Annotated in this window: 13 protein-coding genes and 2 pseudogenes; 8 read left to right on the plus strand and 7 right to left on the minus strand. The window is 52.1% G+C overall.

Going from position 1 to position 12,201, the window contains the following annotated elements; genetic code table 11:
- Window positions 1–54: 54 nt before the first annotated feature.
- The 3 genes and pseudogenes from VU18_RS18040 to VU18_RS20805 all read right to left on the minus strand — a co-directional run.
- The gene (locus VU18_RS18040) at window positions 55–222 is read right to left on the minus strand and encodes an HTH domain-containing protein (protein ID WP_110107477.1); all 168 of its coding nucleotides are present in this window, start codon (window positions 220–222) and stop codon (window positions 55–57) included.
- Between the two features lie 18 nt (window positions 223–240).
- The gene (locus tag VU18_RS15010; protein ID WP_020278672.1) at window positions 241–687 is read right to left on the minus strand and encodes a PTS glucose transporter subunit IIA; all 447 of its coding nucleotides are present in this window, start codon (window positions 685–687) and stop codon (window positions 241–243) included.
- A 92-nt stretch (window positions 688–779) separates the two neighbouring features.
- Window positions 780–1,064 (minus strand): annotated as a pseudogene (locus VU18_RS20805) (isocitrate/isopropylmalate family dehydrogenase); the annotation flags it as partial.
- A 195-nt stretch (window positions 1,065–1,259) separates the two neighbouring features.
- Between VU18_RS20805 and VU18_RS15020 the strand changes: the two are divergent.
- From VU18_RS15020 to VU18_RS15040, 5 genes are all read left to right on the plus strand, one after another.
- Entirely contained in the window at window positions 1,260–2,495 is a 1,236-nt protein-coding gene (locus tag VU18_RS15020; RefSeq protein WP_047758392.1) for a CdaR family transcriptional regulator, read from the plus strand.
- Window positions 2,496–2,612: 117 nt separating this feature from the next.
- Window positions 2,613–3,746 carry an alanine dehydrogenase gene (gene ald, locus VU18_RS15025; protein ID WP_020278676.1) on the plus strand — a complete coding sequence of 378 codons (1,134 nt, stop codon included), beginning with the start codon at window positions 2,613–2,615 and terminating at the stop codon, window positions 3,744–3,746.
- A 207-nt stretch (window positions 3,747–3,953) separates the two neighbouring features.
- Complete coding sequence (locus VU18_RS15030) at window positions 3,954–4,553, plus strand: Uma2 family endonuclease (protein WP_020278677.1); 600 nt, start codon at window positions 3,954–3,956, stop codon at window positions 4,551–4,553.
- 45 nt (window positions 4,554–4,598) lie between these two features.
- A complete protein-coding gene (pdxK, locus tag VU18_RS15035) occupies window positions 4,599–5,414 on the plus strand; it encodes a pyridoxine/pyridoxal/pyridoxamine kinase (protein ID WP_021321306.1) in 816 nt (271 codons plus the stop codon).
- 127 nt (window positions 5,415–5,541) lie between these two features.
- Window positions 5,542–6,429, plus strand: a complete 888-nt coding sequence (locus VU18_RS15040; RefSeq protein ID WP_031205544.1) for a carbon-nitrogen hydrolase family protein — start codon at window positions 5,542–5,544, stop codon at window positions 6,427–6,429.
- A gap of 318 nt (window positions 6,430–6,747) precedes the next feature.
- Here VU18_RS15040 and putP read toward each other — a convergent pair whose 3' ends face one another.
- Window positions 6,748–8,205: a sodium/proline symporter PutP gene (gene putP, locus VU18_RS15045; protein ID WP_020278680.1), complete on the minus strand. Its 1,458-nt coding sequence runs from the start codon at window positions 8,203–8,205 to the stop codon at window positions 6,748–6,750.
- 407 nt (window positions 8,206–8,612) lie between these two features.
- Here putP and VU18_RS15050 point away from each other — a divergent pair, with 407 nt between their 5' ends.
- The 3 genes from VU18_RS15050 to VU18_RS15060 all read left to right on the plus strand — a co-directional run bounded on the left by VU18_RS15050 (window position 8,613) and on the right by VU18_RS15060 (window position 10,879).
- The gene (locus tag VU18_RS15050) at window positions 8,613–9,434 is read left to right on the plus strand and encodes a basic amino acid ABC transporter substrate-binding protein (protein WP_011232917.1); all 822 of its coding nucleotides are present in this window, start codon (window positions 8,613–8,615) and stop codon (window positions 9,432–9,434) included.
- Between the two features lie 69 nt (window positions 9,435–9,503).
- Window positions 9,504–10,160 (plus strand): amino acid ABC transporter permease, encoded by a 657-nt coding sequence (locus tag VU18_RS15055; protein ID WP_011232918.1) that lies wholly within the window; start codon window positions 9,504–9,506, stop codon window positions 10,158–10,160.
- Window positions 10,157–10,879, plus strand: coding sequence for an amino acid ABC transporter ATP-binding protein (locus VU18_RS15060; protein ID WP_011232919.1), 723 nt, complete (start codon window positions 10,157–10,159; stop codon window positions 10,877–10,879). The genes VU18_RS15055 and VU18_RS15060 overlap by 4 nt, the downstream gene beginning before the upstream one ends.
- Window positions 10,880–11,065: 186 nt before the next feature.
- Here the strand turns inward: VU18_RS15060 and qoxD are convergent, their stop codons facing one another.
- From qoxD to VU18_RS20810, 3 genes and pseudogenes are all read right to left on the minus strand, one after another.
- A complete protein-coding gene (gene qoxD, locus VU18_RS15065) occupies window positions 11,066–11,365 on the minus strand; it encodes a cytochrome aa3 quinol oxidase subunit IV (protein ID WP_011232920.1) in 300 nt (99 codons plus the stop codon).
- A gap of 1 nt (window position 11,366) precedes the next feature.
- On the minus strand, window positions 11,367–11,981 hold the full coding sequence (gene qoxC, locus VU18_RS15070) for a cytochrome aa3 quinol oxidase subunit III (RefSeq protein ID WP_015376112.1): 615 nt from the start codon (window positions 11,979–11,981) through the stop codon (window positions 11,367–11,369).
- A 3-nt stretch (window positions 11,982–11,984) separates the two neighbouring features.
- Window positions 11,985–12,201 (minus strand): annotated as a pseudogene (locus VU18_RS20810) (serine incorporator domain-containing protein); the annotation flags it as partial.

Raw genomic sequence — 12,201 nt, forward strand, 5'->3', positions numbered from 1 at the left:
TCCTTTTGGGACACCCTCTTCATTAATGATCTCCTTAAATATATAGGTAATATGTTATGATTTAAAACATCCGTATTTTTTAACAGAGAGATTTTTTTCACCACCATCATGACGAACTGTCCGATCGCTTATTCCTAATTGCTTTGCCATCCACTCATCTGGAATGAGATCCTTGCTGTGAGCTAAAAATGATAAGATCTCTTTTTGTCGTTTTGTAAACATACATCCCCCTCACCGCCCTTATTTCATGTTGACATGAAATAAGACCGTCTCGCCTTTTTTGGCTGATGCCTCGGCCTCTCTCTCGAGGCTTTCGAGGGCGTCGCCGTTCGTGATGATGATCGGCGTCACCGCGCTTTTCGCTTTCTCGCGCACAAGCGGCAAGTCGACAGAAAGAAGCCGATCGCCCCGTTTCACTCGGTCGCCGGCTCTGACATAGGCAGTGAATCCTTCCCCGTTCATTGACACGGTGTCGATGCCGACATGGATGAGCAGCTCCACACCCGCTTCCGAACGCAAGCCGATGGCGTGTTTCGTCGGAAAGAGCTGGATGATTTCACCATCGCCCATCATGTTTTGCGCAAACACCGGATCCGGCACGTCTTCAAGCCGCATGATCGTCCCGTCAAGCGGCGCGGTGATCGTCTCTTCCTTCGGCTGTTGCTTGCCAAACCATTTTTTGAACAATGGGCGTCATCCTTTCTGTTCAGTTCGTCTGACAACAAGTATACCTGAACAGAAGGAAACTGCAAACGGTGCCGCTTGCCCTTTTGAACAGGTCAGGCTTGCTCACGCAGACGCCGGCAAATTTCTTCCACCACTTCCTTCGTCGTCGCCGTGCCGCCAAGATCCGGCGTTTTGATGCCGTCAGAGGTGACATCCTCGATCTCTTGCAACAAGAGGGCGCCGAGCTCTTCTTCAACGAAATGGTCAGACATCAACTTCGCCGTCTAAATTTACCCGATCGGATCGGCGATACCTTTGCCGTAAATATCCGGCGCCGAACCGTGCACCGGTTCAAACATCGACGGATATTTGCCGTTGACGTTCGTGTTCGCCACGGGAACGGCTTTCTTGCCAATTCCGTCGCTGGGAATGACGGCAATGTCCCATTTTTTCATTCTTGGGAGAATTCCTTCTTTCCTTCCTTGGACAGAAAGCGCAGCCATTCCTTTCTTTCATCATACAATAACGGTGGTGGATTCACATTTATGATAAAATGAAACTACAAATCATATGGACGATGCGAGGGAGTCAATATGTCTTATGATACCGACCCGTTCCGCGGCGAATTTGACAGCCTTGAAGAGTTTGCCGACCGCGTCAGCGATGTGCTGAAATGCCCGGTGACGATCGAAGATGCGAACCATCGGCTCATCGCCTACAGCGCCCATGACGATTACACCGATCCGGCGCGGACGGCGACGATCATCAGCCGGCGCGTCCCGGAAAAAGTGATCAACAGCTTATGGAAACAAGGCGCCATCCCGGCGCTGCTCAAAAGCCGCGAGCCGGTGCGCGTGCCGCCGATTCCAGACGTCGGCCTCGGCAGCCGCGTCGCTGTCTCGATCTGGAAAAACGATGAGGTGATCGGCTTCATCTGGGTGCTGGAAACGAACCGGACGCTGTCGCCTGAGGAGATGGAATGGCTGAAGCTGGCGGCAAAAGCGGCGAAAAACAAAGTGCTGCAGCTGTATATGCGCAAAAACAAAAAAGAAGAGCGGGTGCAAGAGCTGTTTTGGAAGCTGCTCACCGGCCACATTGCGCGTGAAGATGACATCCGCGCCCATCTCGCTGCCATGCAAATCCCGACCGCACCGCAGTTTGCCGTTGTCGTCTTCCGCTTTGCCGCTGATTTGACCGCCGAAATGGAGCGGCAAATTTCCTACTTATTGCAAACAACCCAACAACTCCCGCTCCTTCTTTATACGACCGACGGCCGCGATGTGATTTTGCTGGCGGCGCCCAAAACCGACCAGCCGCTCAAAGAGCTGAATGCATTCATCGAATCGTTCGCCGCCAAAATGAAAGAACGATTTCACATCCACGATGTGCAGTGCGGGTTTGGCGGCGTGTACAGCGTCTATCGCCTCATTGAAAAAAGCTACCGCGAAGCGCTCGCCGTCCTGGCGCTGAAAGAAAAGCTCGGCGATGAAATCAAGTCGGTTTACGGCTATGCCCAGCTTGGCATTTACCAATTTTTTGATTTTTTGCTTGAACAAAAGCGGCAAGGGGAATGGACCAACCCAGCGTTAACGAAGCTGCAATCGTACGACCAGAAACACCACAGCGACTTGGTCAAAACGTTTGAAACGTTTTTTGACCATAACGAAAACGCGCAAGAAACCGCCGACGTCCTCAACGTTCACCCGAACACGCTTGCTTATCGGCTCAAGCGGATTGCCGACATCGCCGAGCTTGATCTCAATGACATGAATCAAAAAATCAAATTATACATCGATATTAAATTAGCGAAATACGAAGCGCGCGGTTGAATTTGTGGAAATCCACAAAACCCACGCGCTTCTTTCTCTTTTTTGAACAATGCCCGGCCCGTTCCGTCTCTTTTATACTATAAGTAAGGCCACTTTTGATGAGGAGGAACCATATTCATGATTATTGGAGTGCCAAAGGAAATTAAAAATAACGAAAACCGTGTCGCCATTACGCCGGCTGGCGTATTGTCGTTCGTTCAGGCAGGACATACGGTGCTCATTGAGAAAGAGGCAGGGGTTGGAAGCGGTTTCAGCGACAATGATTACGCCCGTGCCGGAGCACAAATCATCGAGCGAGCGGAAGATGTGTGGGCGCAAGCAGATATGGTGATGAAAGTGAAAGAGCCGCTGCCAAGCGAATACCGCTTCTTCCGTCCGGGGCTTGTGCTGTTCACCTACTTGCATTTGGCCGCCGACCCAGAGTTGACGCGCGCGTTAAAAGAAAGCGGCGTTATCGCCATCGCCTATGAAACTGTGCAAGTCGGCCGCACGCTGCCGCTGTTGACGCCGATGAGCGAAGTCGCCGGGCGGATGGCGGCGCAAATCGGGGCGCAATTTTTGGAAAAGCCGTACGGCGGCAAAGGCATTTTGCTTGGCGGCGTCCCTGGCGTCGCCCGCGGCAAAGTAGTCATCATCGGCGGCGGGGTCGTCGGCACGAATGCGGCAAAAGTCGCGGTCGGCCTCGGGGCAGATGTCACGATCATCGACTTGAACGCGGATCGCCTGCGCGAGCTTGACGACATTTTCGGCAACCAAATTACGACGCTCATGTCCAACCCGATGAACATCGCCGAAGCGGTCGCAGAGGCCGACCTTGTCATCGGCGCCGTCCTCATCCCGGGAGCGCGGGCGCCGAAGCTCGTCACCGAGGACATGGTGAAAGCGATGAAACCGGGGTCGGTCATCGTCGATGTCGCCATCGACCAAGGTGGCATCGTTGAGACAAGCGACCACGTCACGACGCACGACGACCCGACGTACGTCAAACACGGCGTCGTCCATTATGCGGTCGCCAACATGCCGGGTGCTGTCCCGCGCACCTCGACGATCGCCTTGACGAACGTCACGATCCCATACGCCTTGCAAATCGCCAATAAAGGCGTCATGCAAGCCATTACGGACAACCCGGCGCTCGAGCTTGGCGTCAACGTCGCCAACGGCGAAATCACGTACGAAGCCGTCGCCCGCGACCTCGGCTATCGCTACGTCCCGGCCCGCGAAGCGCTCGGGAAAACGTTGGCCGCCAACTAACCATGATGGACGCGGCCGACAACGCGCGCTGCCGGCCGCCTGTTCATCATTGTCCATTCCCATGACCGCCCACTCATAGCGGGCGGCTTTTTTTATCGTCCTAACCCGACAAGGCCGCCATTTCGGCAAGTGAGCGCAGGCGGTGGGAGTATGCCCCCTGTTGCGTTATGCCAAATCATTTTCGTTCAGCAAAGCGGCCAGTGTATAATGAAAATAGAAAGCTGGAAAGAAGGTGATTTCGTGAACGTTCCGGGAAAACAGGCGGTATCGCTTGAAGAATTTTATCGCATGCGGGAAACAACCGACCGCGTTTTAGAATACATTGATGGCGCTGTGTTGATGTCTCCCTCCCCTTCGACCCAGCACCAACGCATATCGGGACGGCTGCACGTCCAACTGTTCCATTTTTTAGAAGGAAAGCCGTATGAAGTGTTTCATGCCCCGTTTGATATCGAACTAAAGAACGAACGAATCGAAGGCAAGAAAATTGTCGTCCCTGATTTAACCGTGATCTGTGATCGAAGTGGATTAACGGATACAAAATTTGTCGGCGTCCCAACGCTGATCATCGAGATTTTAAGCCCTTCCAACCAGGCGTACGATCTCGTGTTCAAATTGAATTTGTATATGCAATACGGAGTCTATGAATACTGGATCGTGAACCCTATGCACTCTGTTGTGCAAATCTACTCGCTCAATGACGACGGACAATATGAACAAGCCGGCGTCTGGAAAGAAACCGGCATGGCATGTTCGCGCGCGCTTGACGGTTTTTCTGTTGATGTAGAACAACTATTTCGTCCTTGAGGGCGGCTTCATGGTATAATCTTGTAGAACAAAGGAGTGATGACGATGACAATGCCAAAAGCATTAACGATCGCCGGGTCGGACAGCAGCGGCGGCGCCGGGCTGCAGGCGGACTTAAAAACGTTCCAAGAGCTTGGCGTTTACGGCATGACGGCGATCACGACCATCGTCGCCATGGACCCGCACAACCGGTGGGCGCACCAAGTGTTCCCCGTTGACCTAGCAACGATCGAAGCCCAGCTTGAGACGATCATCGTCGGCGTCGGGATTGATGCCTTAAAAACAGGCATGCTTCCGACAACTGATATCATTGAATTAGCGGCGCGGACGATTGAAAAGCATGGTTTGAAAAATGCGGTCGTCGATCCAGTTATGGTGTGCAAAGGGGCGGATGAGCCGCTCCACCCGGAAAATACGGTGTGCTACCGGGAAACGCTCGTGCCAAAAGCGATGGTCGTGACGCCAAACTTGTTCGAAGCAGCGCAGCTTTCCGGCTTGCCGCGCATTGAAACGATCCAGGACATGAAGGAAGCGGCCGGGCGCATTCATGAACTCGGGGCCCAATATGTCATCGTCAAAGGCGGTCGGAAAATTCCGCATGACTATGCGGTTGACGTCCTTTACGACGGCAAAACGTTTGAACTCCTCGAATCGGAGCGGATTGACACGACGTATACGCACGGAGCAGGCTGCACGTTCTCGGCGGCCATCGCCGCCGAACTGGCGAAAGGCCGGCCGGTGAAAGACGCCATTGCGACGGCAAAAGCGTTCATCACCGCCGCCATCCGCCACTCGTTCCCGCTCAACGAATACGTCGGGCCCACACATCACGGTGCGTACCGCCGCTACGGCGAACAATAATAGACAAGACCTCGTCCTTGTCTTTTTCCGCAACTCCCCTCCTTGAAATAGGAAGGGAGCGGGGCCTGCGCATATTGAAAAATCAAATGCCTCGAAACGGTTTGCATGGTGCTAAGATAGATGCCATATGGAAATAGAAAGGAAGGTGCCGCCATTGCGCGTCTCGGCTGTCCAATATCATCTTCACACCATCCGTTCGTTTGACGAGTTTGCCGCGCAAGTGACGCATTACGTCAAAACGGCGCAAGAGTTTGACGCCGAGTTCGTCTTGTTCCCAGAATTTTTCACGACCCAATTGCTTTCCATTCCACTTGATGACGGACGGCAAGCGACGATTGATGACTTGCCGAATTATACCGAAAAATACACTGAACTGTTTGTGTCGCTCGCCAAAGACACCGGCATGTATTTGATCGGCGGCACGCATGTCATCCGCCAAAACGGCAAGCTGTACAATGTCGCTCATTTATTCACGCCGGATGGGCACATCCATCAGCAGGCGAAATTGCACATCACCCCGACGGAAGTGAACGAGTGGAATATCGCTCCAGGCGACGGCGTGCATGTGTTTGAAACGGACAAAGCGACGATCGCCATTTTGACGTGCTATGACATCGAGTTTCCGGAAATCGTTCGTATGGCGCGCGCCAAAGGGGCAGATGTCATCTTCTGTCCGTCGTGCACCGATGACCGGCACGGGTTTTACCGTGTACGGTATTGCTGCCACGCGCGGGCCATCGAAAACGAAGTGTATGTCGTCACGACCGGCACGGTCGGGTCGCTTCCGACGGTCGACTTTATGCGCGCCAATTTCGGCCAAGCGGCCGTCATCACGCCAAACGACATCCCGTTCCCGCAGAGCGGCGTCCTTGCGGCGGGCGAGATCAACAGCGACATGGTCATTACCGCTGACCTTGACTTGTCGCTCCTTCGCAAAGTGCGGGAAAAAGGATCGGTCGCGACATGGCGCGACCGGCGCACTGATCTGTATCCAGACTGGAACACGATGGCGTAACAGCGGCGGCCCTTCGCCCCGCCTCCGGGCGGAGGTGCCAAGGGGGGGCTGCGGCCGGACTAAAAGGGTGCGGCGCCGCGACATGTGTTGGCATCCGAACCAAAGCAGGGTGCGGCACCCCTTTGCCTCGTCTTAAAGCTGATCATGGCGACACCGCCTCAACACTGCCATCGCCCAGCCGAAACAGCATAGCGACGCGGCGACACGGTAAGGCGGTCGGGCGAATTGCGAGGCCGCAACAACGCCTATATGATGAAGGACAAAATGCCGATCATGACAACAGGGTGTCCCCACCGAGGAACACCCTGTTCATTTCGCTTATGACAGCGACTTCTTAAACTGATCAAACTGTTCCGCCACTTTCCCTTCCGGCGCTTTTGTCAACAGGCTCACGACGACAATAGCGGCGAGGCTCGCGGCGAAGCCCGGAATCATCTCATACAACAGCCCTTTCAAATACTCCGACTGCGTCCACAAAATGACCGTTGCCGCCCCGGCGACCATGCCGGCGAGCGCCCCCCATTTCGTCATCCGCCGCCAGCATAAGCTCAACAGAATAACTGGGCCAAACGATGCGCCAAATCCAGCCCACGCATAGCCGACCAAGTTTAAAATCGTGTCGTTTTTCGTGTACGCCAGCGCCGTTGCGACAATGGCGACAAGGAGCACCGACAAACGCCCGACGAAGACAAGCTCCTTATCCGAAGCCGCGCGGCGGAACACGACTTTATACAAGTCTTCGGTCAGCGAGCTCGAGGTGACGAGCAGCTGGGATGAAATGGTGCTCATAATCGCGGCTAAAATCGCCGCCAGCAAAAACCCGGTAATAATCGGATGGAACAAAATTTGACCGAGCTGAATAAACACGGTTTCCGGGTCGTCGAGCTTCATGCCGCGCTGCGAAAAGTAAGCGATTCCAAAAAGACCCGTCAACATCGCTCCGACAACCGAGAAAATCATCCAACCCATGCCGATGCGCCGGGCGCTTTTCATTTCTTTGACCGACTTGATCGCCATAAAGCGGACGATAATGTGCGGCTGGCCAAAATAGCCGAGCCCCCAGGCGAATAACGAAATGATGCCAAGAACACTCGTTCCTTTCCATAAGTTCAACAAGTTGGGATCGATGTCGCGGATCGTCTCAATCGTATCTACTGGCCCGCCTGTATGGAACAGCGTCACCACCGGCACCAGAATCAACGCAATGAACATAATCGTCCCTTGCACAAAGTCCGTCCAGCTGACGGCCAAAAAGCCGCCAAACAGCGTGTAAGCGACGACAACGCCGCCAACGATCCACAAGCCCGTATGGTAGCTGACACCAAACGAGTTTTCAAACAACACGCCGCCCGAAACAAGACCGGACGATACATAAAACGTAAAAAAGACCATAATGACAATGCCAGACACCATGCGCAACAATTTCGTGGCATCCCCGAATCGGTTTTCTAAAAACTCTGGAATCGTAATCGAATCGTTCGCCACTTCTGTATAGACGCGCAAGCGCGGCGCAACGAACAGCCAGTTTGCATAAGCGCCAAGCGTCAAGCCGATGACGATCCAGGCGGCGCTCACTCCATCGATATACATCGCCCCCGGCAGCCCCATGAGCAACCAACCGCTCATGTCGGAAGCCCCGGCGCTAAGCGCGGTCACCGCCGGCCCGAGCGTCCGGCCGCCAAGCATATAATCGGACAAATTCGACGTCCGTTTATACGCCCAATAGCCAATCCAAAGCATGCCGACTAAATACACAATGACGGAAAATAAAACCATATGGACTCTCCTTCCTCTACTGTCTTGTCACCACTTTCATCATAACGAAATTGATAGTATTTACACAATAGTATTTATTTTTCCATACCGCTATAATAAACAAATTGACAAAACCTTTGCCAACTCTACCCTCTTTCTGGTATAATATTCTGTAAATTCAAAATCAATCGTTTATGTCTTTTTATACATAAAAAATTATTTTATAAAAATGCACACGAAATGATATTAGCCATATGCCCTTCAGTTAATGTGGCGAAAAACATTGAAAAATGCGCCTTTTCCCCATTTATACGGCAGTACCAAAATGTTCAAACAATTATTTTTATAAAACCTATTGCATAATAACAAAAATATTGATAGTATGATAATCGTTCATCGACAATGATTCCAAAGGGGGATTTTATAGGATGTTAAAAATGAAGAAAGGTTTGATCGTAGCGGTCGTTGCTGCGTTGTTTATGGCGCTCGCCGCTTGTGGCAAGTCGACAGAAACAAGCTCTCCGTCAGGCGCTGAAAAAGAAGGGAAGCAAAAAATCACCGTCGGGACGGACGCGGCGTTTGCGCCATTTGAATATATGCAAAAAGGAAAAATTGTTGGGTTTGACGCCGACCTTTTGGATGCGGTGATGAAAGAAGCCGGCTTGGATTATGAATTAAAAAACATCGGCTGGGATCCGCTGTTCGCTTCGCTGCAAAGCAAAGAAATCGACATGGGCATTTCCGGCATTACGATTACGGACGAGCGGAAACAATCTTATGATTTCTCAGCTCCGTACTTTGAAGCAACACAAGTCATCTTAGTCAAACAAGGCAGCCCGGTGAAAAACGCCCTTGACTTAAAAGGGAAAACGATCGGCGTTCAAAACGCGACAACCGGTCAAGAAGCTGCGGAGAAGCTATTTGGCAAAGGCGATCATATTAAAAAATTCGAAACGAGTGTTGTTGCCATTATGGAACTGCTAAACGGCGGTGTTGATGCTGTCATCACGGACAACGCGGTGGCAAACGAATACGTGAAAAACAATCCGGACAAAAAATTGCAAGTCATTGAAGATCCACAAAACTTCGCTTCGGAATACTACGGCATGATCTTCCCGAAAGACAGCGAATTGAAAGCCAAAGTGGACGAAGCATTGCAAAAAGTGATCGACAGCGGCAAATATGCAGAGATTTACAAAAAATGGTTTGGCAAAGAACCGAATATGGAAGGCTTAAAACAACAACAATAAGCGCACGAACATAGAAAAATGCGTAACTACTAGCAAGTTACGCATTTTTCTTAGAGAAAGGTGAGATCGATGGATTTTCGTTTTGATATTATTGTTGAATACGCCCCTTACTTTTGGCAAGGGCTGCTCGTAACGATCGGCGTATCATTAGCCGGCATCGTGTTCGGCCTCATTCTCGGCCTGTTCATCGGCCTTGGCAAAATGTCGTCCAACCCGATTATTCGTTTGCCGTTTTCGTGGTACATTAACTTTTTCCGCGGTACGCCGCTTGTCGTGCAAATTTTGCTCGTCCATTTCGGCGCCATGCCGCTCTTTTTCGCCCAGCCAAATGCCGTCGCTTCCCTGGCCGTCTCGCTGTCGCTCAACTCGGCCGCGTATGTGGCCGAGATTTTCCGCGCCGGCATCCAGTCGATCGACAAAGGGCAAATGGAAGCGGCCCGCTCGCTTGGGATGACGCATGCGCAGGCGATGCGCTACATTATTTTGCCGCAGGCGTTAAAGCGAATGATTCCGCCGTTTGCGAACGAGTTTATCGTCTTAATTAAAGATTCGTCGCTTGGGATGGTCATCGCCGCCCCGGAAATCATGTATTGGGGGAAAGCGGCCGCGGGTGAGTATTACCGCGTTTGGGAGCCGTATTTAACAGTGGCGTTCATCTATTTGCTCTTAACGCTTTCGTTAAGCAAACTGTCACACTATCTTGAAAGGAAGTATTCGACCCAATGATTGACGTACGCCAGCTGAAAAAATCGTTCGGTTCGCTCCAAGTTTTAAAAGGAATCGATGTCCATATTCGCGAAGGAGAAGTCGTGGTCGTCATCGGCCCATCGGGGTCGGGAAAATCGACGTTTTTACGCTGTTTAAACTTGCTTGAGGATTTCGATGAAGGTGAAATTATTATTGACGGCATTAATTTAAAGGCGAAAGACACGAACTTAAATAAAGTGCGGGAAGAAGTCGGAATGGTGTTCCAGCGCTTTAACTTGTTTCCGCATATGACGGTGCTGAACAATATCACGCTGGCACCGATGAAAGTGCGGAAATGGCCGCGTGAAAAAGCGGAAGCGAAGGCGATGGAGCTGCTCGCCAAAGTCGGGCTGCAAGACAAAGCGCACGTCTACCCGGACTCCCTCTCCGGTGGGCAGGCGCAGCGCGTCGCCATCGCCCGGGCATTGGCCATGGAACCGAAAATCATGCTGTTTGACGAGCCGACGTCAGCGCTTGACCCGGAAATGGTCGGGGAAGTGCTCTCGGTCATGAAGCAGCTGGCCAATGAAGGGATGACGATGGTCGTCGTCACCCACGAGATGGGCTTTGCCCGTGAAGTCGGCGACCGCGTCCTGTTTATGGACGGCGGCTACATTGTCGAGGAAGGGAAGCCGGAAGACTTGTTCGACCACCCGCAGCATGAGCGGACGAAAGCGTTTTTATCAAAAGTGCTGTAAAACGTCGTCTTGCCTGTTTGAGGCAAGACGACTTTTTTAGGCACATATCATGCCCCCTATAATGCAACCACGTTGCCTCTCCATCTCTTCAATGTTCCGTCAACGGCTCCCCCATTTCAGGCATCTATGACACCACAAAAGCTCTTCTGAACATAAAAAGCCGGCCGAACCCCGGCCAGCCTCGCTTTACAACACAAACTGCATCACCCAAATCGAACCGGCGACAACGACAACAGCAATAAAGAAGCTGTATACCATGTTGAACGTTTGCACTTTGCCGCTGTCGCTTTCGTTGACGTGCATGAATAGAAACAGCTGCAAGCTCGCTTGGATGATCGCGAACAAGACGATGATGACGATCACGGCTTTAAGCGGCAGCCCAGACGAGAGCGCCACCCAAAGAGCCGCAAACGTCAAGACGAGCGACAACAAAAACCCAATGATATGTTTCCACGGAAATGATTCGCGATGGCTGTTTGCGCCCATGTTAGATCACCATCCCTAACAAATAGACGAGCGTGAAGATGAAAATCCAAACGACGTCTAAAAAGTGCCAATACAAACTGACGATAAACACTTTGCGCGCCGTTTTCGGCGTAAAGCCGCGCTGGAGGAGCTGGATGATGATCAAAATCATCCAGCCAATTCCTACACTGACGTGGGCGCCGTGCGTGCCGACGAGCACGAAAAAGCTTGATAAAAATGCGCTCGTCTGCATCGTCGCTCCTTCATGGACGTAATGGATGAACTCGCGAATTTCAACCGTAATAAACCCCACCCCAAGCAGAAGCGTCACGAGCAGCCAGGCAATCAGCCCGCTCATGCGGCCGCGGCGCATTTCAAAAATGGCCAACCCACATGTGAAACTGCTCGTCAACAGCAACAACGTTTCGATCAAAACGTCTTTTACCTCAAACAGCTCCGCTGCCGTCGGCCCCGAGCCGGTCCGTTGGAACAAGACGAGATACGTCGCAAACAGCGTCGCAAACAGCGCGACTTCCGCCCCGAGGAAAATCCAGAAACCCAATATGTTCAACCGACTTTCTTGCGTCCGATACTCCAGCGGCACCGTTTCCTCATAGCGATGTGCAGCTTCTCCCATTCGTCACGCCCCCTTCCGCGCCGCTCGTTCCATCCGTTTGATTTCGTCAACCGGAATATGGTAGCCATCATCGTCTTCAAATGAGCGGAGAATCAATCCAAGCACAATGAACAACGCACCAACGATAGCCAACGCAAACCACTTGAACACAAGGCCGAACCCGGCGACGAAAAACGCCACCGACATCCAAAACGGGCGTCCTGAGTTGCTTGGCATATGG

The sequence above is a fragment of the Geobacillus sp. ZGt-1 genome, assembly GCF_001026865.1.
In the GTDB taxonomy this organism is placed as follows: domain Bacteria; phylum Bacillota; class Bacilli; order Bacillales; family Anoxybacillaceae; genus Geobacillus; species Geobacillus thermoleovorans.